This is a genomic window from Paenibacillus aestuarii (assembly GCF_027789125.1).
In the GTDB taxonomy this organism is placed as follows: Bacteria; Bacillota; Bacilli; order Paenibacillales; family NBRC-103111; genus Paenibacillus_E; species Paenibacillus_E aestuarii.
The window spans coordinates 1-25,351 of the sequence record NZ_JAQFVF010000043.1 but is presented as its reverse complement, the minus strand read 5'-3'; the positions used below and the strand labels follow the sequence as shown (position 1 = coordinate 25,351).

Here is a 25,351-nt window from a genome sequence, read left to right as displayed (position 1 = left end):
AATACCATGACAGAATCTGTCATGGTTTTTCTGTATCATTAGCGGTATAGGGATTCCTAAACTATTTTAGGCTAACCTAAATAGATGAACGATATGAATTGGAGGCGCTTATGAAACAATGGACAATTCCTAACTTGAAAGGGAAAATAGCACTCGTTACCGGCTCCAGCAGAGGTGGCGGGCGCGGAATCGCCCAAGTGCTTGGCGAGGCCGGGGCTACGGTGTACGTCACAGGGCGCAGCACCAGACAAAGCGCCAGCAGAAGCGATGTGACGGGTACCATCGAAGATACCGCGGAAGCCGTGACGAGACGCGGCGGCATCGGGATCGCGGTGCGCTGCGACCACACAGTCGATGCCGACGTAGCCTCCTTGTACGCGCGGATTAAAGAGGAGCAAGGAATGCTCGACATCGTCGTGAACAACGCTTGGGGAGGATATGAAAATTACGATGACGTTGATTTTCTCGCCCCGTTTTGGGAGCAGCCGATGAAACGGTGGGACAATATGTTTCAGGCCGGGCTGCGTGCGCAAATGCTTTCAAGCCGCTTGGCCATGAGCAAATTTTTTCTCGAACAAAAAAATGGACTGATCATCAATACCGGCGTCTACCCGGACATTGGCGGCAATTATCCCGTGAACGTCTTCTACGACACGGTCAAAAGGGCTGTTGCCATCATGACGCGCGGCATGGCGGCGAATCTCCAAACGGGCGGCATAGGCGTGACCGTACTGGCGCTTGCGCCGGGCTGGATGCGTACGGAAGCTGTCAACCAACATTACGGACTGGAGCCGGACGACCCGGATTTCATGAAGGTAGAAGAGCTTCATCCTACCGAGTCGGTGGCGTACATCGGCCGTGCCGTAGCCGCGTTAGCTGCAGATCCGGTCGTTCACAACAAAGCGGGCTTGCTGCTCGAGGTCGGCAACCTGGCGGCCGAATATGGTTTTACGGATATTGACGGCAGACAAATCCCCCCTTTTCGAGTCGTGTAAGCTGAAGTTACTTCCATTTTTTTCTTAATTGCACAAACCGCTTCGCCTCCTACTGCATACGATATATCAGAAAATCTTATCAAATCCCTAATAAAAATTGATAAGAAAACCGAGGCATTAGCCTCTAGGAGGCGGACATCATGACATTCCTAAAAGCAATTGAGCAGACATTCTGCAAGTTGCAGCAACCTACCCTGGAAGATCTAAAAGCTGCGCTGACTGCGCTGGGACCTAATCTGCAGCATGTGCCAGCGTATAAAACGGAGCCTGCGCACCTGCCTTATGGTCGTAATGTGATCTATGGCAACGATCAGATTGAAGTGATTGTGATTCACATTCCAGCGAACCGGTCGACGGCGATTCATAACCATGGCGCGTCCATCGGCTGCGCCTATCTGGCTGAAGGGTCGCTGGTGAATACGACGCATGTGCTGGATGAGCACGGGTATCCGAAACCGCAAAAGGATGATTTCATTCAAGCCGGGCAGCTGTTCGTGGCCCCTGCTGACCAAATCCATCAGCTCAGCAACCCGTTTCCCGAGCGTGCGATTTCCCTGCATGTCTATTCTCCACCGCTGAGGAATACGAACCGATATCTTCCCTATACTGACGTGCTCGATTATGTCATATAAAAAAATCCCCTGCACGAGCTCTCACGAGCCCGCTACAGGGGATTTTTGCATTAAAATTGCAGCTTGCTTTCGATGAACGCTTTCAGCTCGCTGATCGGCATGCGCGTTTGCTCCATCGTGTCACGGTCACGAACAGTCACTTGGCCATCTGTTTCCGATTCAAAATCGTATGTGATGCAGAACGGTGTGCCGATCTCATCGTGGCGGCGGTATCTTTTGCCGATCGAACCGGCATCGTCATAGTCTACCATGAAGTGCTTCGCCAAATCGGCGAACACTGCTTGCGCGCCTTCCGCCAGCTTCTTCGACAGCGGGAACACCGCCGCTTTGATAGGCGCAAGCGCAGGGTGGAAATGCAGCACCGTGCGGCTGTCATCACCTTCGAGCTGCTGCTCCTCGAATGCATCGATGAGCAGCGCCAAAGTTACACGGTCAGCGCCGAGGGACGGCTCGATGCAGTAAGGGATGTAACGCTCATTCGTTTCTTGATCGATATAGTTGAAGTCTTCGCCGGAATGCTCCATGTGCTGCTTCAAGTCAAAATCCGTACGATCGGCAATACCCCACAGCTCGCCCCAGCCGAATGGGAATTTGTACTCGATATCCGTCGTTGCGTTACTATAGTGGGACAGCTCATCCTCGTTGTGATCGCGCAGGCGGAGATTTTCTTCCTTCGCGCCCAAGGACAGCAGCCAGTTATGGCAGAAGCTTCTCCAGTACTCGAACCATTTCATGTCTTCGCCCGGCTTGCAGAAAAATTCAAGCTCCATTTGCTCGAATTCACGTGTACGGAACGTAAAGTTGCCCGGCGTGATCTCGTTACGGAAACTTTTACCAATTTGGCCGATACCAAATGGCAATTTTTTACGCATCGTGCGCTGCACGTTTTTAAAGTTCACGAAAATACCTTGCGCCGTTTCCGGACGCAGATAAACAACGTTAGCGCTCGACTCCGTTACGCCTTGGAACGTTTTGAACATCAAGTTGAATTGGCGGATGTCCGTGAAATCGTTGCTGCCGCAATCCGGACATACGATGTTGTGCTCCTTGATGAGCGCCGCCATCTGATCGAACGTCATGCCGTCGACGATAATTTCGATATCTTTTTCAGCCAGTTTGTTCTCGATCAGTTTGTCAGCACGGTGGCGTGCTTTACACTGTTTGCAGTCGATCATCGGGTCATTGAAGTTGCCCACGTGGCCGGATGCGACCCAAGCTTGCGGATTCATCAGAATCGCGGCGTCCAAGCCTACGTTGTACGGGGATTCTTGAATGAATTTTTTCCACCATGCCCGTTTGATATTGTTCTTCAGCTCAACGCCGAGCGGACCGTAGTCCCAAGTGTTGGCCAGACCGCCATAAACCTCGGAACCTGGAAATACAAAACCTCTGTGCTTCGCCAGTGCGACGACTTGATCCATAGTTACGCTCATGTTCATACTCTCCTTCATCTGTTGAAAAATGGGTCCTTCGACCAGCGACACCGTTGTGAAGATGAGCATACAAAAAAGGCTCATCATCCAAAGGCATCTAAATATGCCTAGGGACGAGAGCCTTACGCACCCGCGGTTCCACCCTAGTTGACACGCGCCTAAACACTCGCGCATCCCCTTTATCGACACGGCTCCGGATTGCCTTTTCCCCGAACTTCATCTCTGGGCTTGCACCGACCCCAGCTCGCTGAACATGAAGGCGCTTCGAGTACTATTCATCCATCACTGCCGCCATTGTTATCCAATTGCTCTAAGTGTACAAAAAAACGCGAAAAAAATCAAATGATGTTCGCCCTCATTCTAATACAATTGCGGACGGCGGTCTTCGAAAACAGGGATTTTACCACGCACACGCACAACTTCGCTCAAATCGATCGTCGCCCGCAAAATCGCTTCGTTCTCGTCGCCCTCGACCAACACCTCGCCCCACGGGTCGATGACCATGGAGTGGCCGAAGAAGTTCGTCGTTCCGCTCGTGCCGACGCGATTGCAGGAGACTACGTACATTTGATTCTCTATGGCTCTGGCCATGAGCAATGTACGCCAATGATGCAAACGCGGATGCGGCCACTCGGCCGGCACAAACAAAATGCGCGCGCCATCTAGGGCAAGCTTGCGCGCAAGCTCCGGAAAGCGGATGTCATAGCAGATCATCGCGCCCGCCGGCACGCCTTCCAGCTCAAAGCGGCCAAGCTGTTCGCCGCTGTGCAAGTATTTCTCTTCATCCATCAGGCGGAACAGATGAATCTTGGAATATTCGGCGATTTCCGCGCCTTGGCGGTCAAAAGCATAAATCGTATTAAGCACGCGATCCCCGCGCTTATCGGCAATGGAACCGCCAATGAGGTTCACTTGATGGTTGCGGGCAAATTCGCTTAAAAAAGCTCTCGTGCGCTCGCCTTCCCGATCGGCCAGCTCGTGGATCTCGGTCAGCGCGTAACCGGTGTTCCACATTTCCGGGAAAACGATGACATCCGGCTTCACTTCAGCGGAAACCGCTTCGCCCAGAAGCTTTTCCAAATGCGTATAGTTGGTATCGGGTTCCCCGATGGCAATGTCCATTTGAATCAATGCAACATGCAATAGCTGTGTTTCCTCCATCTGAATGCCCCTTTCAGCCTCATCGCTGATCTTTTTTTTCTATATTAGTCGAATCGGATATTCCCGGCAAGATGGGAACAATCTTACTATACACCACAGGGCAATCGTGGTACATTAGTGTTATTATGCCAATCCCGACCTACGGAGTGTGAATTAAATCGTGTCTAACGTACCCCAAACACAATCTGCCTTTTCCATACATCCCGCCGAGCGGATGCAAGGTCTGCCTACGCAGTTTTTTGCGACGCTTGTAGGCAAAGCCAATGCCCAGATCACCCAAGGCCATGACGTCATCAATCTGGGGCAAGGCAATCCGGACCGTCCGACGCCTCCCCACATTGTGAAAGCGATGCAGGAAGCGTCTGCCAACCCGCTGTACCATAAATACCCGCCTTTCAGCGGTTTTCTTTTCTTGAAAGAAGCGATTGCGCAGCGCTATAAGGAAGATCATGGCGTTGAGCTTGATCCGGAGACGGAGGTCGCGATCCTATTTGGCGGCAAAACAGGGCTGATCGAAATTGCTCAATGTTTGCTCAACCCAGGCGACGTTTGTCTCGTTCCCGACCCGGGTTACCCGGATTATTGGTCAGGCGTAGCTCTGGCCGGTGCGCGGATGTCCTTCATGCCGCTCAAAGCGGACAACGCCTTCCTGCCGGACTATTCCGCGATCGAGCCAGCTGATCTGGAGCGCGCGAAGCTGATGTTCATCAACTATCCGAACAATCCGACCGGCGCGACGGCGCCCGCTTCTTTTTACCAGGATACGGTAGAGTTCGCCTATAAAAATAACGTTGTCGTCGCCAGCGATTTCGCGTATGGCGCCATCGGTTTTGACGGCCAGAAGCCTGTCAGCTTCCTCTCTACGCCCGGCGCGAAAGAAGTCGGCGTGGAGTTCTACACGCTGTCCAAAACTTACAACATGGCCGGCTGGCGCGTCGGTTTTGCCCTCGGCAACCGCGAAGTCATCCGCCTGATCAACCTGATGCAGGATCATTATTACTGCTCCCTGTTCGGCGGCATTCAAGTTGCGGCGCAAACAGCGCTGACAGGCCCGCAGGACTGCGTCAACGAACTGCGCAGCGTCTACGAAAGCCGCCGCAATGCGCTTTATGCAGCGCTGCACGAAATCGGCTGGCAGGCCAAACCATCGCAAGGCTCGTTCTTCTCCTGGCTGCCTGTGCCTAAAGGCCATACGTCGCAAAGCCTGTCCGATTTGCTCCTGCAGGAAGCCAAAGTCGTTGTCGCACCCGGCGTCGGGTTCGGCGAACATGGCGAAGGCTATGTCCGGCTTGGCCTGCTCTCGACGGAAGCCCGCTTGGAGGAAGCTGTGCAGCGAATCGGCAAGCTTCGCTTATTTGAATAAAAGCCGCTTTACAAAGGCTTGTACAGCGTGCTATTCTAGATAGAACAAAAAACGGAAACGATCGGTGTAACGCCACGTCTTCCATATAGCAACGTTATGATGGGAATAGTAGGAAGTGTGCAACACGCTGCAGAGAGTAAGCTCCATCGGCTGTGAGAGCTTACCGTGATCCGGTTCCGAACCCGCCCCTGAACGGTCAACGATGAGTTGAACAGTCCCCTGCTGTTATATAGGGATTCCAGAGTTGGGTGCAGCCTATAAAGCGTGCGCCAATCTAAGGTGGTACCGCGGAAGTGTCAGACTTTCGTCCTTATTTGTCATGAGGACGGAAGTCTTTTTTGCATTTACATAATGATGATTAAAAGGATGGGATCAAGATGACTCAGCGAATCGTTGTCAAAATCGGCAGCAGTTCATTAACTTCAGAAACGGGTGGCTTGAACCCGGATAAAATACGGTTCTTCGCCTCCGAGCTGTCGCGGCTTCAGGAGGACGGCTACCAAGTGCTGCTCGTCACCTCCGGTGCCGTAGCCGCAGGCTTTACGTCCTTGGGCTACAAGACGCGGCCCAAGGTGCTGCACGAGAAGCAGGCCGCCGCTTCGGTCGGCCAGGCACTGCTGATGCAGTCGTACCACGAAGCTTTTGCCACCCATGGCATCCGTGTGGCACAAATATTACTGACCCGGTACGACTTCTCCAACCGCAAGCGCGTGCAGAACGCGCTGATGACGATCGACGAGCTGCTGCAGCGCGGCGTCGTGCCGATCATCAACGAGAACGACACGGTGTCGGTGGATGAGCTCAAATTCGGCGACAACGACACGCTGTCGGCGCTGGTCGGCAATCTGGTGAAAGCGAGCCGATTGATCATCATTACCGATATGGACGGCCTGTACACGGACGACCCGCGCAAAAACGCGAACGCGCAGCGCATCGAGCGCGTGGATGCGATCAGCGACGAGCTGTTCAGCTTCGCTGGCGGGTCCGGGAGCGCGGTCGGCACCGGCGGCATGCGCTCCAAGGTCGAAGCCGCCCGCATCGCGATGCGCGGGGGCGTGCCGGTCTTCATAGGGCGCGTGCTCGAGCCCTATGATCTGCCGCTTGCCGTCGACGGACGCGGCAAGGGGACGTATTTTGACACGTCGCTGAACAATCTGCCGGTCAAGAAGCAATGGGTCGGCTTCCACTCGCTGCCCCAAGGAAGAATCCTCGTCGACGCAGGCGCCAAAGCGGCGCTGCTCTCCGGCGGCAAGAGCCTCCTCCCCGCCGGCATCACCGCCGTGGAGGGCGACTTCCACCCCGGCGCTGTCGTCGAGGTGGCAACGAGCGACGGCGCACTGCTCGGCCGCGGCGTCGTCAACTATGCGGCCTGGCAGCTGCAGGCCGCCGCAGGCTTATCGACCGATGAGGTGCAGAGGCGCGTCGAGGTCGCCCGCATTGAAGTCATTCACCGGGACGAATGGGTCCCATTAACGTAAATATCGGAAAGCGAGGCGCATCGTCATGCGACAACAACATTTGCTTCATCCGACGCTGCGCGACAATCCGGCGGAAGCCGAAGCGCTGAGCCACCGTCTCATGCTTCGCGCGGGCTTGATCCGCCAGTTATCCAGCGGCGTCTATACGTATTTGCCTCTCGGCTTCAAGGCGCTGCGCCGTATCCAGGACATCGTCCGCCAAGAAATGGACGCAGCCGGCGCGCAGGAGCTGCTGATGCCTGCCCTGCATCCTTCCGAATTATGGAAGGAATCGGGACGCTGGGACGTTTACGGTCCAGAGCTGATGCGGCTCGAAGACCGCAACGGGCGCGAATTCGCCTTAGGCGCTACACACGAAGAGGTCATCACCACACTTGTCAGAGATGAAATTCAATCGTACAAAAAACTGCCGGTTACTTTGTACCAAATTCAGACGAAGTTCCGCGATGAGCGCAGACCGCGCTTCGGGCTGCTGCGCGGGCGGGAATTTCTGATGAAGGATGCCTATTCCTTCGACCGTTCCGCAGAAGAACTTGATGAGAGCTACCAGCGCATGTATGACGCTTATACTTCTATTTTCACGCGAATAGGGCTGAACTTCCGTGCGGTGGAAGCCGATTCAGGCGCGATCGGCGGCACCGATACACACGAATTTATGGCGCTCGCGGACATCGGCGAAGATACTATCGTGCACTGCCCGGCTTGCAAGTACGCCGCCAATATCGAAAAGGCGGCCGGCGTTGCCCCTCCGCTAGCTAAAGCTGCCAACCAGTTCGCCGCAGCCGAAAAAGTGTATACACCGAACACGACGAGCATTAAACAGTTGAGCGAATTTTTGCAAGTATCTCCGCAGCAAATCATTAAAGCGATTGCGCTAAAAGCGGACGGACGGCCTATGCTGGCTTTATTGCCAGGACACCGCGAGCTGAATGAGATCAAGCTGAAGGCGATCATCGGCGCCACGCAGGTGGAGATGCTGAGCGAAGATGAGATCGCCTCTGAACTTCAATCCGTTCCCGGATTTATTGGACCAAACGGCTTAAGCCACATCCCGATTATCGCCGACCAAGAAGTTCGCGGAATGACGGATGCCGTGATCGGAATGAACGAACGGGATTACCACCTCGTTCATGTCGACGTCAGCCGGGATTTACCCGAGTTCACCTATCGCGATTTACGCAATGCCGCCGAAGGCGACCGATGCACGCGCTGCGGACATGAGCTTGCTTTTACCAAAGGCATTGAAGTCGGGCACGTATTTAAATTAGGTACCAAATACAGCGAAAAGCTGGGCGCGCTCTTCAGCGATGAACATGGCGCATCCATGCCGATGATCATGGGCTGCTACGGCATTGGGATCTCCCGCGTGCTCGCCGCCGTGATCGAGCAGCATGCCGACGAGCAAGGCATCGTCTGGCCTCACACCATCGCCCCGTTCGCGGTTCATCTGCTCACGGTGAGCATGCAGGATGACACGCAGCGGAACGTGTCCGAGGACATCTATCACACTTTAACGCGTGCAGGCATTGAAGTGCTGTGGGACGACCGTGAAGAGCGTGCAGGCGTGAAGTTTCACGACGCCGACCTGCTCGGCATCCCGCTCCGCCTTACCGTCGGGCGCAAAGCGTCCGAGCAGATCATTGAATGCAAAGAACGCCGCAGCGGTAAGCAGTACGAACTGAATGTGCTGCAGTTGCTGGCGCATTGCCAGTCCTTTTATTCAACCAACGACTAATTAGGAGGTTTTCCCATGAGTGAAGTTGTACAGAAATCCAAGCTCGCCAAACAAGCCGCCCGCCAAATGGGCAGCTTGACCACCGAGCAAAAAAACGCTGCTTTACTGCTGATGGCCGACAGCCTGATCACAGAGCAAGCAGCCATTATTGAAGCGAATGCCAAAGATTTGCAGCGGGGCAAAGAAAATGGTCTCAGTGCCTCCCTCCTCGACCGGCTTGCGCTGAACGAAGGGCGTATTGCTGCCATGGCTGACGGCTTGCGGCAAATCACCGAGCTGCCGGATCCAATCGGCGACACGCTCGAATCGTTCGATCGCCCGAATGGGCTGCATATCCAAAAAATCCGCGTCCCGCTCGGCGTCATCGGCATTATTTATGAAGCTAGACCGAACGTGACTGTCGATGCAGCAGGCTTATGCCTGAAAACAGGCAACGCGGTCGTTTTGCGCGGCGGCTCTTCAGCTCTATTTTCCAATGAAAAAATTGTCGAAGTGCTTCATGGCGCCCTCAGCCGCTCGGCGATTCCGATGGACGCTCTGCAGCTTATATTGAATCCGGACCGCTCGTCGGTCGATGAAATGCTCAAATTGAACGGGTTGATTGACGTTCTTATTCCACGAGGCGGCCATTCGCTAATTCAAAATGTTGTCAATAACGCTTCGGTGCCTGTCATTGAAACGGGCGCAGGTGTATGTCATACTTTTATTGATGAAAGTGCACAGCTCGACATGGCGATCCGCATCGCGGTCAATGCCAAAGCTCAGCGTCCTTCCGTTTGCAATTCCATGGAGACGATGCTGGTGCATAAGGCTTTCGCTGAACAGCATTTAGACGCGCTGGCCGTGGCTTTTGAAGCAGCCCGCGTCGAATTGCGGGGCGATGAACGCGCACGGACGCTAGTTCCTTCCATGAAGCAAGCAGAAGCCGGCGATTGGGGCACGGAATATGGGGATTACATTCTAAATGTGAAAATCGTGCAAAATTTGGATGAGGCTTTGACGCACATCCGGACGTACGGGACCATGCACTCCGAGTGCATTGTCACCGAACATGCGGAGAACGCCAGCGTATTCCTGCAGGAAGTCGATGCCGCAGCGGTCTATCATAACGCGTCAACACGCTTCACAGACGGCTTCGAATTCGGCTTTGGCGCCGAAATCGGCATTTCCACGCAGAAGCTGCACGCTCGCGGTCCGATGGGATTGCCAGCGCTGACTTCAACCAAATACCGCATTTATGGAAACGGCCAAATCCGCGAATAGCGAATCCCGTTAATTCCGGCGGATCTGCCGCCCCCTATTCAGGCTATTGCAATCATAAGGAGGAAAACTCATGTCGAATTTATTATCTCAAGTTAAAATTGCTTTTGTCGGCGCAGGCTCGATGGCGGAGGCCATCTTCCGCGGCCTGATCGAACGCAAGGTCGCCAGCCCGCAGCAGCTGTATGTCATGAACCGCGCGAATCAGGAGCGCATGGAACAGCTCCGCGCGCAGTACGGCGTCCACACGACGAACGATGCGCAGACCCGGGAAGCTTATATCCGCGAAGCTGACGTCGTCGTCCTTTGCATGAAGCCGAAAGATGTGGAAACGTCGTTCCAAGATTTGAAGCCGCTTTTCCGTGAAGAACAGCTGCTCATCTCCGTCATCGCCGGCCTTACGACCGACAAGATCGAGCGCTTGCTGGCGACGCGCATGCCAATTGTCCGTACGATGCCGAATACGTCCAGCACGATCGGCTTAGGCGCCACAGGCATGTGCTTCTCTTCCACCGTCACGCCTGCCAACCAGCAGCTTGCTATTGACATGTTTGAAGCCGTTGGCATCGTAAGCGTGATTGAAGAGGACAAAATGGAAATCCTAACCGGTGTATCCGGCAGCGGCCCTGCTTACGTGTATTATCTCATGGAAGCGATGACGAAGGCCGGCATTGAAGGCGGGCTTACAGAGGAAACCGCGCGCGAGTTGACGCTGCAAACGGTGCTCGGCGCCGCCAACATGGTCAAGTTAACCGGAGAAGATCCGGCAGAACTGCGCCGCAAGGTCACTTCGCCTAATGGTGCCACTCATGCGTCCATCCAAGTGCTGGACCAGTACGACTTCGGCGAAGCCGTCTCGCGCGCTGTAGCCCGCTCCGGGGAACGCTCCAAAGAAATGGGCGATGCAATCGCAGCCCAAAGCACACAAGCGTAACCATCTTCATGGTTGCTGCTCATATTATTTGAAGCAGGTGAAATTAGAACAATGAGCGCATATTGCTTAGCTACATATCGGTGTTTCGACGAGAAGGCCGATTTTCATAAAAAAGCGACCGGCATCGCCGTCGGCTTGACGGTTGGCAGCTGGACGGAGCTGCCGGAAGCGCAAAAAGCGCAGATGGAGAAGCATTTGGGTAAAGTGGTCGCTGTTGAAGTCCATGAGCCTGCTCCCGGACAGCCGCCGTCCGAGCGCTATGCGGACATCCAAATCGCCTATCCGGACGTTAATTTCAGCCGGGATATCCCCGCGCTGCTCGTGACGGTATTCGGCAAGCTGTCCATGGACGGCAAAATCAAGCTGATCGACCTGAACTTCTCCCCTGGATTTATGGCCGGCTTCGCCGGTCCTAAATTCGGCATGCAAGGTGTGCGCGACCTGTTAGGCGTACATGATCGTCCGCTATTGATGAGTATTTTTAAATCTGTCGTCGGCTATGAGCTGCCTGCGCTGCGCGAGCAGTTTTACTTGCAGGCTGCCGGCGGCGTTGATTTGATCAAGGATGACGAGATTTTATTCGAAAATCCGTTGACGCCGCTGGAGAAACGCATCGAGGTCTGTCTTGAAGCCGCTGAGCAAGCGACAAAAGAAACCGGTCAAAAGCTGCTCTACGCTGTCAACTTGACCGGCCCGACGTTCCAACTCGCCGAACAAGCCAAGAAGGCGATTCGTGCGGGAGCGAACGCTTTGCTGTTCAACGTGCTGGCTTACGGATTTGACGTCCTGCAAGCGCTTAGCGCAGATCCGGAGATCAACATTCCGATCATGGCGCATCCCGCTATGGCAGGCGCGACGTATCCGTCGCCGCATTACGGCATCTCCGCTTCCGTGCTGCTCGGCAAGCTTATGCGTCTCGCCGGTGCGGACCTGGTGCTGTTCCCTTCTCCGTACGGCTCTGTCGTGATGCCGCGAGAAGAAAACTTGGCGATCAAGCAGGTGCTGCTCACGAATGATTTGCACCGCGATTATGCCTACGGCGCCGCATCGGATACGGACTTGAAGCTGGCTGCCAGTTTTCCTGTGCCATCGGCTGGCATTCATCCAGGGCTCGTGCCGCTGATCCTGCGTGACTTTGGCGGCGATGTTGTTGTCAATGCCGGTGGCGGCATTCACGGTCATCCGCTGGGCACGATCGCCGGCGGACAAGCGTTCCGTCAAGCGATTGACGCAACCTTGCAAGGGATCACCCTACGCGACTATGCCAACAATCATCCAGAACTGAAAGCAGCTATTGACACTTGGGGGATCAAAGAATGAAGAAGGAACGAATTATTTTCTGCGATTTCGACGGCACGATTACCGTGAGCGACAACATCGTAGCGATTATGAAACATTTCAACCCGCCGGGCTGGGAAGATTTGGTGCAACAGCTGGTAGATAAAAAATTGTCGCTGCGTGAGACGGTTGGCGCAATGTTTGCGCTATTTCCCGCTTCCCGCAAAGAAGAAATCGTTAGCTATGCCATTCAAAATGCAATCATCCGCGACGGCTTCGGCGAATTTGTCAGCTATTGCCAAGACAACGGCATTAAGCTGCTCGTTACCAGCGGCGGCATTGATTTCTTCATCTATCCGCTGTTGAAGCCGTTCCCGATCGCGAACGAGAACATTTTCTGCAACGCCAGCTCCTTCGAAGGCAGCACGATCGAAATTCTCTGGCCGAATAAGTGCGACGCGCATTGCCAAGCGGATTGCGGCATGTGCAAGACAAGCATCATTCGCTCCTACGATGCGAACCGCTATGAGCGCATTCTGATCGGTGACAGCATCTCCGACTTTGAAGGCGCGAAGCTGGTGGATACGATCTTTGCTAGAAGCCACCTGATTGATCTGTGCAAAGAAAAAGGATATGCATATTATCCGTTTGAAACGTTTTTTGATATTATGAAGCAATTGGAGGCTGAACCGGTTCGATGAGTATTTTATTGGAGGAGAAACAGCGCGCATTCGCTGAATTGCGTGACATCAAGGCTAACTTGGCCGCTAGAGGCTGGTTCCCGGCTACAAGCGGCAATCTTTCCGTACGTGTAGGCGGATTCGATCCTGATGTGTTTACATTTGCCATCACTTCGAGCGGAAAAGATAAATCCGTGCAGACGCCGGAAGACTTTTTGCTCGTGAATGAGAAAGGCAAACCGACGGAAGCGACAAGTCTCAAGCCTTCTGCAGAAACGCTGATTCACAGCGAAATTTACCGTTTAACCGGTGCTGGCGCTATTTTTCACGTACATACGATTTTTAACAATCTCGTTTCAGAGCTTTATGGGGAACGCGGCAGCATTCCGGTGGATGGCGTCGAACTGATTAAGGCGTTCAACATCTGGGAGGAAGAAGCCCACATCGATATCCCGATTTTGCCTAACTACGCGGAAATTCCACGGATCGCCGAGCTGGTAGAAAGCGCAATCGTCCCTCGTATTCCTGGTATTGTGCTGCGCAAACACGGCATTTACGCTTGGGGAGCGAACGCTTTTGAAGCGAAGCGCCACTTGGAAGCTTTTGAATTCCTGTTTGAGTATGTGTATCGCTCGCATTTGCTGTTCAAAGCTTAATGCTCTTAATCAAGTCAGGCTATCTCCCCAATGGAGGTTGGCCTGATTTTTTTTGTGCTGACGCTATAAAAAAACGCCCTGACTTCCACGTGGGAAATCAGGACGTTCATTCCGTTATCTCGACTGCCGGTATCGCTGCGAATATTCTTTCGCCTGTTCCACGGTGGCAACCCGATTGCGGCTCCATTCGAGCAAAATCCGGTCGATGTAGCGGAAATATACTTTACCGGCGAAAACAGCCTCTTTCAAGGCGGTAAGAATGAGATCTTCGCGGTAACGGTCTTTGTCCAGCCAACCGCTGATCGTTTCCAGCTCCATGGGCGTAAGCGGCCGTGCGAACTCTTGTTCGAAGGTGCTGAAAATGTCCTTGAATGCAGCATCGCTGGCCACTGGCGCGCGCGGCGCCGTAAGCGCGGCTGCCTCAAGCTCAATGACATGCTGCGCCAGCTTGCTGTACAACGAGGACAAGTTGTACCGTTCAATCCGTATGTCTGTCGCCAGATCCGTTTCCTCGTCGATGGCAATGAACTGATCGTGCAGCAGCTTCTGCAGGCTAGCGATCACTTGGTCTGGCGAAGCCGCCATGCGCGATTGAATTTCCTCAATCGTCGGAAAATCTTTCTTTTCCTTTTCCACAAAAGCAAGCAAGTGAATAATCGTCATGACATCGATTTCGGTCAATGATAACGCACGGTAATGCTTCAAGAGAAGGGTCGGGACGCCCACGCTCCCCTCTCGCACGCCGATCAGGAGAGCGGATTCCAGTTGTCTGCGTTGTATGTCCAGTTTGCTCATCCGAGTCGTTCCCCCCTTAATACCTGCGGTCTATCCACCTTATTACGGATACAAGCGGTACAGCAAGCGAGGGAATGGAATGGTTTCACGCACATGATCCAAGCCGCAAATCCAAGCTACCGTACGCTCAAGGCCAAGTCCGAAGCCGGAGTGAGGCACTGTGCCGTATTTGCGCAAATCGAGGTACCATTGGTACGCCTCGTTCGGCAGATCATGCTCCTTGAAGCGCTGCTCCATCAGTGCGGGATCGTCGATCCGCTGACTGCCGCCGATAATCTCGCCATAGCCTTCTGGAGCGATCATATCCGCACAAAGCACAACTTCAGGACGGTTCGGATCCGGCTTCATGTAGAACGCTTTAATCTCCGTCGGCCAATGCGTAATGAATACCGGCGTTTCGTACGGGGATGCAATAGCCGTCTCATGCGGCGCGCCAAAATCTTCGCCCCACTCGAATTCGTGGCCGTTATCCTTCAAATATTTAACAGCATCGTCATATGTAATCCGCGGAAATCGGCCTGTGATTTTCTCCAGCTTGCTCGTGTCGCGCTCCAGCGTTTCCAGCTCGGCTTTGCAATTCGCCAGAACCGTTTGCACGATGTGGGAAACAAACTGCTCCTGCACTTCCAAATTCTCTTCATGGTCGACGAACGCCATCTCCGGCTCGATCATCCAGAACTCAATCAAGTGGCGACGCGTTTTGGATTTCTCGGCACGGAACGTCGGACCGAAAGAATACACTTTGCCCAATGCCATCGCGGCTGCTTCCATGTACAGCTGACCGCTCTGTGTCAGGAAGGCGTCTTCATCAAAATATTTGGTGTGGAACAAATTGGTTGTACCTTCGCAAGAAGAAGGCGTCAAAATTGGCGGATCTACCAGATGGAAGCCGCGTTCGTTGAAAAACTGCTGAACAGCTTGAATGATCTGCGCGCGAATGACCAGCACGGCGCGCTGACGCGGGCTGCGGATCCACAGATGGCGGTTATCCATCAGGAAGTCGACACCATGCTCTTTCGGCGTGATCGGATATTCTTCCGTCAATTGAATGATTTGCACGTTGTTTACTTCCAGCTCGAAGCCGCCTTTACTGCGGGTATCTTCTTTGACAATCCCTGTCACATAAAGCGAGCTTTCTTGTGTCAGCTTCGTAGCCGCTTCCCAGGCTTCCTCGCTGACATCGCTTTTGACAACCACGCCTTGTATATATCCGGAACCGTCGCGCAGCTGCAAAAATTGAATCTTTCCGCTGGAACGCTTCTTGTTTAACCAGCAGCCAATCGTGACCGATTCGCCAACGTGATGTTTAACTTCTGAGATCGTACACTTCATACTTCTTTCATGCCTCCTGTAAAATACCGGAAACCCGGTTTATGAACATCTTCTCTATTGTACACTATTTCCACAAAAGAAACAGTTGCTCCATGCGATGTTCAATGTTTCACGAGCGCGTAAGTGTCACGGGCGATCATCCATTCCTCGTTGGTCGGAATGACCAGCACTTCCACCTTCGAGCCTGGCTTCGTGATCCGCTTCTCAAGCCCCCGCCCGGTGAGGTTCGCTTCCTCATCGAACTCGATGCCGAGGAACGACAGCTGCTCGCACACGGCTTTGCGCAGCAGCGCCGAATTCTCTCCGACACCGGCGGTAAAGACGACCGCGTCGAGCCCGTTCATCGCCGCAGCGTATGCCCCGATATATTTACGTATCCGATATTCGTACATGTCAAATGCGAGCTTGGCGTTGCGATCGCCCGCTTCCATCGCTTCCACGATCTCCCGCATATCGCTGCTGAGCCCGGAGATCGCCTGCAGCCCGCTGTGCTTGTTCAGCATGGAGCTGATCTCGCTCAGCGTCAGATCCTCCTTGCCCATCGCATAAGGTACGATGGCCGGATCGAGATCGCCGCTGCGCGTGCCCATCATCAGCCCTTCGAGCGGGGTCATGCCCATGCTCGTATCGACCGAGCGGCCGCCTACGATAGCTGCGCAGCTTGCGCCGTTGCCGATATGGCACGTCACGAGCTTCAGCTGCTCCAGCGGGCGGCCGAGGAAAACGGCGGCACGTTCGCTGACGTAGTTGTGCGACGTGCCATGAAACCCGTAACGGCGCACTTTGTGCTTCCGGTACAAGGCCATTGGTACCGGATACAAATACGCCGGCGCCGGCATCGTCTGGTGGAAGGCGGTGTCGAACACAACGGCCTGCGGCACGCCCGGCATGTTCGCTTCCACCGCCGCGATGCCGAGCATCGCCGCCGGGTTGTGCAGCGGCGCCAGATCGAAGAGGCGCTTGATCTCCCGCTTCACTTCGTCATCGACGAGGACGGAGCTCTTGAACGCCTCGCCTCCGTGAACAACGCGGTGGCCGACGGCGTCAATCTCTTCGATCGCGCCAAGCACGCCGTGCTGTGCATGCAGCAGCATCTCGAGCACTTTGCGAATCGCGGTCGTATGCTCCAGAATCTCACCGACCTCACGCGCCTCTGCCTTGTCGGCAGGTTCATGCGTAACGATGGCGGTATCCATGCCGATGCGCTCGACTTTCCCTTTTGCCAGCACCGAATCATTTTCCATATTAAATAACTGGTATTTCAGTGAGGAGCTGCCTGCATTAATGACGAGTATATTCACAGCCGGTCACCATCCTTGTCATAACGGAAAAAGCCTTCGCCCGTTTTAACGCCCAAATGGCCGGCGCGTACCATCTGCTTGAGCAGATAGGAGGGGCGGTATTTGATATCCCCGTATTCACGGAACATGCCTTCCAGCGCGGCCTGGACCGCATCCAGACCGAAGCGGTCGCACATCTCCAGCGGACCATAGCGGAAATCGTAGCCGATGCGCATCGCGGTATCGATATCTTCTGCTGAAGCCACACCTTCCGACAACGTGTGCAGCGCTTCATTTATCAACGTACAAATCAGCCTTGTCGTAATATAGCCCGGCGATTCGTTCACTTTGATGCTTTTTTTCTGGATTAGCTCTGTGACGAATTTGCGGGTACGCTCATAGGTCTCATCTGTCGTTTTCATCGCACGGACAATTTCGACTAAGTCAATTTTGGCTACCGGATGCAAGAAATGAAGTCCGATAATCCGGCCAGGGTTCGTCGTGACCGCGGCAATTTCAGTGACGCTAAGCGTCGACGTATTGCTGGCTATAATGACCGATGGCGGACAAATTTGATTCAGCTGAAAAAAGACGTGCTTTTTCGCATTCAAATCTTCTTTGATCGATTCAATGACCATATCGCAAGTGCCCATTTCCTGCAGAGAATCGGTCACTTTAATTTTATTCAGAATGAGCTTCTTCTCTACTTCGGTAATCGCCCAGCGCTCAATCTGTTTATCTAAGCTTACGGTTATCATTTCAAGGGCATATGCGGCCTTCTCCATTGTTTTCTCGGCAATCAGCACGTCTAGCCCGCGAGCCGCCAACATCTCCGCGATGCCTTGTCCCATCGTGCCGCCGCCGACGACACCTATCGTCTTGAATGTCATAGCAGTATCTCCTTTGCACACCTGAACTTGCACGTTCTCAATGTATTCTCAATTGCTATCATGATTAAATATACTGGTTTTTATAGCTCTTTGCATTAGTATACACTAAACATTCATAGCCTTTGTGGGCGTGGACACAAATTCGACAAAACCGATGCTAGAAACGCAAAAAAAAACCGTTGACCATTGGTCAACGGGAATGGATACGGATTGCGCACTAGGCCACTTGCGGCGCGTCCAGCAGCTTCCGGAACGTATCGCCCGACAGCACTTCCTCTTTCATCAGAATGTCCAAGGAATGAACGAACACATGGCGCTGTTTTTCCAATAGTTCTTTCGTGCGGCGCATTAATTCATCGAGGATTGCCGCGTTTTCTTTCATCAACTCTTCTTTTGTCACCATATCGCGGTCGATAATGCCAAGTCCAGTCAAACCGGCATCCATCATGTTGCGCACCATCGACAACGCTTGTTCAAAGTCGTTGCGCGAACCTGTGCTGCGGCCGCCGTAAAAAATCTCTTCCGCCGCCGCGCCACCAAGCGAGATAATAATTTGCTGCTCGATGTAATCTTTCGTGTACAAGTAATGTTCCTGCGGCGGATTGTGGCGTACATAACCGAGCGCTTTGCCGCGCGGGCTCACCGTTACTTGCTGTACGGAACCTGGACGGACGAGCTCTGCGGCAATCGCATGGCCCAGCTCATGGTAAGCGACCCGCTCTTTTTCACCTTGCGCCGCTTCTTTGTCAGTCCGCTCACCCATCATCACTTTATCAATCGCAGAAGCCAAATGCTGCTGCTCAATCGCATCTTTCTCTTCACGCAGCGCATAGATCGCCGCCTCGTTCAATACACTTTCCAGCTGCGCGCCGGAGAATCCGAACGTTTGTTCGGCAATGCGATCCAGCGATACATTTTCCGCTAAAGGCTTATTTTTCACGTGGATGTTCAGAATGGACAAACGGCCTTTTTTATCCGGCAAGTCGACATCAATATGACGGTCAAAACGGCCTGGACGCAGCAAGGCGCTGTCCAGCATCTCTTTGCGGTTCGTCGCTGCCATGATCAGCACACGCGGCGCATCGCCAGTATGAATACCGTCCATCTCGGTCAGCAGTTGGTTCAGCGTCTGATCGTACTCACGATGCTGGCCGCCGTCGCGCTTACCGCCGATGACATCAATCTCGTCGATGAAAATAATCGCGCTCTCTTTGCCTTCTTTTTGGGCACGCGTTCTCGCTTCCTTGAACAAATCACGCACACGGCTTGCGCCGACACCGACATACATCTCGACGAATTCACTGCCTGATGCAGCGAGGTAAACCGAATTCGTGTAATGCGCGGCTGCTTTCGCCATTAATGTTTTACCTGTTCCCGGAGGGCCTGTCAGCAAAATACCTTTCAACGGACGAATACCCAGCTTTTGAATCTGTTCATGCTTAATCAGAAAATCCAAAGCTTCCATCAATTCATGCTTCGCTCGATCCTGACCGCCGATTTGATCAAAGGTCAAATAAGCCGGCGTCCGGTTCTTACTTTCCCGCTTGCCGCCACCGCCGCCGGAAATGCCGATGTTGCCGCGGCTGCGAATCACAAAGAATAGAGAAATACCCATTACAGCGATAAACAATAACGGAATTACATTCACGCCAATAAACGCCAGAAAAATAAGAAGCACAGGAACAAAGCCTATGCCGATTTCTTTATAAATTTTACTCATTCGGCCACACTCCTATCTGAGAGACTCTAGGGAGCATTTCGAACTTGGAAGATTCACCATCTGTCATGCGAATATAGACGTACGTGCTGTCCATTTCACTATCGACTTTCAAATTCGGCATGTCAGTCGCATATTTCTGAAGAGTTGCCGGAATATCGGCATAATGCTTCGTTTCCATCGCTTGCGCGACATCAAATAATGCTTTGGACCACCACTCATCTAGCTTGGCAGAAGGTGTGCCTGTCAAATCAAAATGAACCGTGCGCTTTCCAATAATCGAAGCACCGTCGGTTTGAATATGATTCACAATTTCCCGCAAATTCGCATCAGGCTTCAATTGCAGCTTTATATTCACTTGGGTGCTATCCAGCTTCATTTCACTGCTCGTAACCCCTTGCGATTGATTAATAATCGATGATAACGGATTTTCCATAGCTAAACTTGTATAAGTAAACCAACCGCCGAACAAGACCGCGGCAGAAATTACAACGCTCAAGACAACAGGTAAGAGACGTAGCTTCATCAGACAACGTCCCCCTTTCTTTGTTCTATTTTGTCGAACATGCCATACGAACAATCTCGAATTCCATCAACTCGCTACACACAGAGTATATCACTCCGTATATCAGATAGCTCTATGAAATGAGTGGAAACAACAAAACTCAGCCTATTGCAGGCTGAGTCTGAATGTATCGATATAAGTTCCGTCTTTGAAGCGGTAATAATCATAATAATAACGCGTGCCCGCGCCTTCATCTTTTTTGTAGAACACTTCCCATACGTAATCATTGCCTAACTTGCCAGGGAGTACGCGCTCAATCTCGTACCCAGTTCCCTTCTTGGCCATCACGTCTCGCACTTGCGCTTCTGTGAAAGCTTCCGCGGCCATTTCGGTGTGAACTTCCTTATCCGATACCCACACCGTGACCGGCTGACCGATTTTATCCTCGCCCATGACCACCTTGTAAGGCTCATCGCCGTAGAACGACTCGACCCGCGTCGCCTTGGTCAGAATCGATTTTTCATAAGCGGTTTCGACGGCCTGGCTGTTATCAGCCCAATGCTGATCCTGGATGTTCAAGTAAAATCGGCTAAGCACGACGCCAAGGGACACAATGATGAACGCACACAAGACCGCGATTCTCTTCCAATTCATGTGCGTCACTCTCCTTCTCATTTATCCGATTAAGCGATGAAAAGAGAGCTCGAACTCACGCTTGATTTGCTCTTCATCCAACGTCAAACATTCGTTGTTGCGAACGATCCAGTTGCCGTCGACACACACATCGACCACATCTTTGGCGGATGCGGAATACACCACATGGGACACGAAATCCGTCTTCGGCAAGAAATGGGGCTGATCGATATCCAAGGCGATGAAATCTGCCTTCATGCCTGCAGCCAGCAGACCTACATCCTCCAGCCAAATCGATTCCGCCCCCATCTTTGTGCCCATGAGAAGCGCTTCTGCAGCTGGAACGGCAACCGGATCGCCGGATACGCCTTTGTGGATCAGCGCCGCCAGTCTCATCTCCTCGAACATGTCCAAATTGTTGTTGGACGCCGCGCCGTCTGTACCAAGCGATACTTTTACACCGGCACGCAGCAGCTCAGGCACACGCGCAACTCCGCTGGCGAGCTTCAAGTTGCTGCCCGGGTTATGGGAAATACGAACATCATATTGCTTCAGCACTTGAATCTCTTCATCGGTCAAATGGACGCCATGCGCCACCAGCGTAGGTCTCGAAAAGACGCCGATCTTCTCCAGATGAGCTACTGGACGAAGGCCGTACTGATCGACATTCGCTTGTACTTCGCGGCTGGTCTCTGACATATGCGTATGGATCGGCAGGTTTAAGTCGTGAGCCACTTGGACAATCTTTTCAATATAGTCCGGAGGACATGTATACGGCGCGTGCGGAGACATCATTGTCGTAATCCGGCCATTCGCTTGTCCGTGCCAGTTGCGGGCGAACTCCGTCGCATCCTTTAACTTGGCGTCCTGAATTTCCGGCGGACATAAGCCGATCACCCCGCGGGTCAGAACACCGCGCATACCGGAAGATTCAATCGCCATCGCGACTTCATTCATATGATCATACATATCGACAATGGTCGTCGTTCCGCCTTTGATCATTTCCAGGATGGCGAGGTACGAACCCCACTTCACATCGTTCGAGCTGAACTTGGCTTCCATCGGCCACATTTTCTCTTCGAGCCAGATTTGCAGGGCAAGGTCATCCCCATAACCGCGAAGCAGCGTCATCGCCGCATGGCCATGTGTGTTGACAAGGCCTGGCATGTACAATTTATGCGAGCCATCGATGATTTCATCATATTGCTCATTCGGTTCTGGCGCTTGTTCGCCAATATATGTAATGCGGGAGCCTTCAATGACCATAAAACCCTTCAGCCAAGATTTCGATTCATTTAATGTAATGAAAATTCCATTCTTAATTAATGTTTTTTTCATACTAAAAAACCCTCTCTATGCTCATTCTAAAAACAACGACCGCCTTTTCAAATGTACATCTTCATGCTTGTAAAATCAAGAAATTGCGAAATGTTGAGGAATTGTAAAAGTACACACTTTTTTCGTTGATTTAGTCTCCTACAATATGATATTTTTAATTTCGTGAGTTTTTTCTACAAATTGGTCTGTTTATTTACAAAAATTAGACAATCATTTGTACATAGAGACAATTGGGAGGTTTTTATGACTACGTTATTTACTAAAAAGAACGAGATTGACTTCTTACAGCTTTTGATCCGTTCTGCGGAAAATGCTCTACAAACCGCACAGCTATTTCGCACAGCCATGATGGGTGACAAGTCACCGGTTGAGTATGTCAAAGCGATCAACGATCTGGAGCACCAAGGCGACTCGATTACTCATGAGATTTTCAAAGGCCTTAATAAGGTGTTTATTACCCCTTTGGATCGTGAAGATATTATGGAATTGGCGTCCAAAGTGGATGACGTTACAGACGGCATTGAAGCAACGATTGCACGTTTCGACTATTTGAACGTTACGCAAACCGATAATTTCATGAGAGACTTTTCCGCTGTCATCGTCGACTCCTGCCAACATATGCTCGATTCGTTCAAGTTGCTGGCGAAAAAAAAATATATGCAAATCCCTGAACATACCGTTGCTATCAACAGCCTTGAAAATGAAGGCGATCGCTTGATGCGGGAAGGTATCCGGCAAATTTTTATCACTCGCAAAGATCCGTACGAAGATTTTAAATTGAAAGAAATTTATGAGCGCCTGGAAGAAACGACAGATGCTTGCGAAGATGTTGCCAACATCTTGGATAGCGTTGTCCTTCGTTACTCATAATAAAGTTTTACATACTTATCGTTTCCATAGCGGAACACCCAGCATATGCGGCTGGCATCGGTTTGGGCTTGTTTGGGCCATGCCTAAGCTTCAGCCTATGCGCACGAAGAAAGCTTCCTTAAATCGCGGAGGCTCCTAGGAGGAACTCATGCTAACCTATCTGATCGTCATCGTGGCCCTGGCATTATTGTTTGATTTTATTAATGGATTTCACGATACGGCGAATGCAATTGCTACATCTATTTCAACTAGAGCACTCAGTCCCAAAATTGCGGTCGTGATGGCCGCCGTCCTCAATTTCGTCGGTGCGATCGTCTCCTCAGAAGTTGCCAAGACCGTAGGTGGATCCATCGCTAACCCGGCGAAAATTGAAAACGGTGTTGAAATCGTCATCGCCACTCTCATTGCGGCCATCATTTGGAACTTGCTGACCTGGTATTTAGGGATTCCGTCCTCTTCATCACACACACTGCTCGGCGCACTCGCTGGTGCTGTTATTGCCGGAGCCGGATTCCATTCAGTCAATTGGGGCGGCTTTACGCAAATTATTATTATTTTGATTTTATCGCCGATTATTGCATTCGCACTGGGTTATGTCATCATGGTGCTTATCAAATATATCGTCATCTGGTCAGGCAATACTTCGAGATCAAAACTGAACCGCATGTTCCGTACGCTGCAGATATTATCAGCTGGTTTGCTTTCCTATTCCCACGGCGGTAATGACGCTCAGAAAGCGATGGGCATTATCGTATTCGGTCTGGTTGCAGCAGGGTATCAAACCGATCTGAACGTACCGCTATGGGTGAAAATCGCCGCTGCCCTAGCCATGGGTCTCGGCACGTCGATCGGCGGCTGGCGGATCATTAAGACGGTTTCCGGCAAAATCGTCAAAATCGAACCGATCAACGGCTTTGCAGCTGATTTAACTTCCTCTTTGGTCATCCAATTTTCTACGCACCTTGGAAAGCCATTGTCCACAACGCATGTTATTTCGTCTGCGATTATCGGGACAGGCAGCGTCTTAAGATTCCACGAAGTTCAATGGGCAACGGTCGGGCGTATGATTATTACTTGGGTTATCACGATTCCAATCAGCATCGCGCTGGCGTATGTCATCTATTCCGTGTTGTTTAATTGGATTTTATAGCGTGTATAAACTGCGGCATAAGGGAATTATCCTTGTGTCGCAGTTTTTTTGTTGGGAGCGGGGCTGGTGCGGCTCTAAATGCGAATGCGCGGCTGATCTTAGGCGATAGAGTATCGATTGTTCCGCTATCCCTATCGGATTCGCCGGTTTACGGCCTTTAGGGGAACCACGCTTCCGCTAAACCTCCAAAACGCGCGAGTTGCGACGGATCTTACGGAATAGCTGAAAATTTGTTCCACTATAGCGTCGGATCCGCCAGTTTCCACCAATTTAGCGGAAGGATTGTTCCGCTGTTCGCATAATAACATGCGGTGAGTGGCGTTTCAGCGAAGCGGATCGCTCTCGAGTCCGATTCTGCCCACTTACAGCAGTGTTTCCGCGCGTTGGCAGCCATATTCCGCGCTGTAGTTCGGCAAAATCGGACTACAGCATACTCACCCACCCCGAACCCTGCTGCAAGTGGGCTTTTTCGGACTACAGCGGCTATGTGAGGTGTGAGAAAAGGAGGACGGGTTGCATTAGCTACTCCAAAAGCTCCGAGTACAACTGTTAGTCCAGTTTCGCCCACCTGAGCAGCTTTCGCCGCACTTTCCACGCTCTAGTCCGGTTTTGTCCAATTGGAGCAGCCTCCTCAGCACTCTTCCTACGCTCTAGTCCGGTTTTGCCCAATTGGAGCAACCTCCGCCGCACTTTCCCACGCTCTAGTCCGGTTTTGCCCAATTGGAGCAGCCTCCTTAGCACTTTCCCACGCTGCAGTCCGGTTTTGCCCAATTGGAGCAGGGTTTCCGCACCCTGGCACCCAATCTCCATGCTGTAGTTCGGCAAAATCGGACTACAGGACACTCACCCACCCCAAGCCCTGCTCCAAGTGGGCTTTTTCGGACTACAGCGGCTATGTATGGTGTGAGAATAGGAGGACGGGTTGCATTAGCTACTCCAAAAGCTCCGAGCACGACTGTTAGTCCGGTTTTGCCCAATTGGAGCAGCCTCCTCAGCGCTTTCCCACGCTGCAGTCTAGTTTTGCCCAATTGGAGCAGGGTTTCCGCACGCTGGCACCCAATCTCCATGCAGTAGTTCGGCAAAATCGGACTACAGCACACTCACCCGCCCCGAGCCCTGCTGCAAGTGGGCTTTTTCGGATTACAGCGGCTATGTATGGTGTGAGAATAGGAGGACGGGTTGCATTAGCTACTCCAAAAGCTCCGAGCACGACTGTTAGTCCGGTTTTGCCCAATT

At 52.4% G+C, this 25,351-nt stretch carries 23 protein-coding genes; 12 read left to right on the top strand and 11 right to left on the bottom strand.

Annotated features, from left to right (window positions below):
• Window positions 1-110 precede the first annotated feature (110 nt).
• Window positions 111-995, top strand: coding sequence for an SDR family NAD(P)-dependent oxidoreductase (locus tag O9139_RS18320; RefSeq protein ID WP_270880914.1), 885 nt, complete (start codon window positions 111-113; stop codon window positions 993-995).
• Window positions 996-1,135: 140 nt separating this feature from the next.
• Complete coding sequence (locus O9139_RS18315) at window positions 1,136-1,627, top strand: cysteine dioxygenase (RefSeq protein WP_270880913.1); 492 nt, start codon at window positions 1,136-1,138, stop codon at window positions 1,625-1,627.
• A gap of 50 nt (window positions 1,628-1,677) precedes the next feature.
• Here the strand turns inward: O9139_RS18315 and O9139_RS18310 are convergent, their stop codons facing one another.
• Entirely contained in the window at window positions 1,678-3,060 is a 1,383-nt protein-coding gene (locus O9139_RS18310) for a glycine--tRNA ligase (protein WP_270880912.1), read from the bottom strand.
• 360 nt (window positions 3,061-3,420) lie between these two features.
• Window positions 3,421-4,221, bottom strand: coding sequence for a carbon-nitrogen family hydrolase (locus O9139_RS18305; RefSeq protein ID WP_270880911.1), 801 nt, complete (start codon window positions 4,219-4,221; stop codon window positions 3,421-3,423).
• A 160-nt stretch (window positions 4,222-4,381) separates the two neighbouring features.
• Between O9139_RS18305 and O9139_RS18300 the strand changes: the two genes are divergently transcribed.
• The 8 genes from O9139_RS18300 (at window position 4,382) to mtnB (ending at window position 13,605) form a co-directional block, all read left to right on the top strand.
• Window positions 4,382-5,584 carry a pyridoxal phosphate-dependent aminotransferase gene (locus O9139_RS18300; protein WP_270880910.1) on the top strand — a complete coding sequence of 401 codons (1,203 nt, stop codon included), beginning with the start codon at window positions 4,382-4,384 and terminating at the stop codon, window positions 5,582-5,584.
• 377 nt (window positions 5,585-5,961) lie between these two features.
• On the top strand, window positions 5,962-7,062 hold the full coding sequence (proB, locus tag O9139_RS18295) for a glutamate 5-kinase (protein WP_270880909.1): 1,101 nt from the start codon (window positions 5,962-5,964) through the stop codon (window positions 7,060-7,062).
• Window positions 7,063-7,087: 25 nt separating this feature from the next.
• Complete coding sequence (locus O9139_RS18290; protein ID WP_270880908.1) at window positions 7,088-8,797, top strand: proline--tRNA ligase; 1,710 nt, start codon at window positions 7,088-7,090, stop codon at window positions 8,795-8,797.
• A gap of 15 nt (window positions 8,798-8,812) precedes the next feature.
• Entirely contained in the window at window positions 8,813-10,060 is a 1,248-nt protein-coding gene (locus O9139_RS18285) for a glutamate-5-semialdehyde dehydrogenase (RefSeq protein ID WP_270880907.1), read from the top strand.
• Window positions 10,061-10,130: 70 nt separating this feature from the next.
• Window positions 10,131-10,991, top strand: a complete 861-nt coding sequence (proC, locus tag O9139_RS18280) for a pyrroline-5-carboxylate reductase (protein WP_270880906.1) — start codon at window positions 10,131-10,133, stop codon at window positions 10,989-10,991.
• A gap of 51 nt (window positions 10,992-11,042) precedes the next feature.
• A complete protein-coding gene (locus O9139_RS18275; RefSeq protein WP_270880905.1) occupies window positions 11,043-12,311 on the top strand; it encodes a 2,3-diketo-5-methylthiopentyl-1-phosphate enolase in 1,269 nt (422 codons plus the stop codon).
• Window positions 12,308-12,970: a 2-hydroxy-3-keto-5-methylthiopentenyl-1-phosphate phosphatase gene (locus tag O9139_RS18270; RefSeq protein ID WP_270880904.1), complete on the top strand. Its 663-nt coding sequence runs from the start codon at window positions 12,308-12,310 to the stop codon at window positions 12,968-12,970. Before O9139_RS18275 ends, O9139_RS18270 begins: the two co-directional genes overlap by 4 nt.
• A complete protein-coding gene (mtnB, locus tag O9139_RS18265) occupies window positions 12,967-13,605 on the top strand; it encodes a methylthioribulose 1-phosphate dehydratase (RefSeq protein ID WP_270880903.1) in 639 nt (212 codons plus the stop codon). Before O9139_RS18270 ends, mtnB begins: the two co-directional genes overlap by 4 nt.
• A gap of 114 nt (window positions 13,606-13,719) precedes the next feature.
• Here the strand turns inward: mtnB and O9139_RS18260 are convergent, their stop codons facing one another.
• The 8 genes from O9139_RS18260 to O9139_RS18225 all read right to left on the bottom strand — a co-directional run bounded on the left by O9139_RS18260 (window position 13,720) and on the right by O9139_RS18225 (window position 22,095).
• The gene (locus tag O9139_RS18260) at window positions 13,720-14,400 is read right to left on the bottom strand and encodes a DnaD domain-containing protein (protein ID WP_270880902.1); all 681 of its coding nucleotides are present in this window, start codon (window positions 14,398-14,400) and stop codon (window positions 13,720-13,722) included.
• A 42-nt stretch (window positions 14,401-14,442) separates the two neighbouring features.
• Complete coding sequence (gene asnS / locus O9139_RS18255) at window positions 14,443-15,732, bottom strand: asparagine--tRNA ligase (protein ID WP_270880901.1); 1,290 nt, start codon at window positions 15,730-15,732, stop codon at window positions 14,443-14,445.
• Window positions 15,733-15,833: 101 nt separating this feature from the next.
• Window positions 15,834-17,033 carry an acetate/propionate family kinase gene (locus O9139_RS18250; RefSeq protein WP_270880900.1) on the bottom strand — a complete coding sequence of 400 codons (1,200 nt, stop codon included), beginning with the start codon at window positions 17,031-17,033 and terminating at the stop codon, window positions 15,834-15,836.
• Window positions 17,030-17,902: a 3-hydroxyacyl-CoA dehydrogenase family protein gene (locus tag O9139_RS18245; protein ID WP_270880899.1), complete on the bottom strand. Its 873-nt coding sequence runs from the start codon at window positions 17,900-17,902 to the stop codon at window positions 17,030-17,032. The genes O9139_RS18250 and O9139_RS18245 overlap by 4 nt, the downstream gene beginning before the upstream one ends.
• Window positions 17,903-18,119: 217 nt before the next feature.
• Complete coding sequence (locus O9139_RS18240) at window positions 18,120-19,622, bottom strand: AAA family ATPase (RefSeq protein ID WP_270880898.1); 1,503 nt, start codon at window positions 19,620-19,622, stop codon at window positions 18,120-18,122.
• Window positions 19,615-20,145: a hypothetical protein gene (locus O9139_RS18235; protein WP_270880897.1), complete on the bottom strand. Its 531-nt coding sequence runs from the start codon at window positions 20,143-20,145 to the stop codon at window positions 19,615-19,617. The genes O9139_RS18240 and O9139_RS18235 overlap by 8 nt, the downstream gene beginning before the upstream one ends.
• Before the next feature lie 144 nt (window positions 20,146-20,289).
• Entirely contained in the window at window positions 20,290-20,778 is a 489-nt protein-coding gene (locus tag O9139_RS18230; protein ID WP_270880896.1) for a cell wall elongation regulator TseB-like domain-containing protein, read from the bottom strand.
• 21 nt (window positions 20,779-20,799) lie between these two features.
• Window positions 20,800-22,095, bottom strand: a complete 1,296-nt coding sequence (locus tag O9139_RS18225) for an amidohydrolase (RefSeq protein ID WP_270880895.1) — start codon at window positions 22,093-22,095, stop codon at window positions 20,800-20,802.
• A 243-nt stretch (window positions 22,096-22,338) separates the two neighbouring features.
• Here O9139_RS18225 and O9139_RS18220 point away from each other — a divergent pair, with 243 nt between their 5' ends.
• Together O9139_RS18220 and O9139_RS18215 are read left to right on the top strand one after the other, a co-directional pair.
• A complete protein-coding gene (locus O9139_RS18220; RefSeq protein ID WP_270880894.1) occupies window positions 22,339-22,965 on the top strand; it encodes a DUF47 domain-containing protein in 627 nt (208 codons plus the stop codon).
• A gap of 148 nt (window positions 22,966-23,113) precedes the next feature.
• Complete coding sequence (locus O9139_RS18215) at window positions 23,114-24,115, top strand: inorganic phosphate transporter (protein WP_270880893.1); 1,002 nt, start codon at window positions 23,114-23,116, stop codon at window positions 24,113-24,115.
• Window positions 24,116-24,664: 549 nt separating this feature from the next.
• Here the strand turns inward: O9139_RS18215 and O9139_RS18210 are convergent.
• A complete protein-coding gene (locus tag O9139_RS18210; RefSeq protein WP_270880892.1) occupies window positions 24,665-24,958 on the bottom strand; it encodes a hypothetical protein in 294 nt (97 codons plus the stop codon).
• Window positions 24,959-25,351 lie beyond the last annotated feature (393 nt).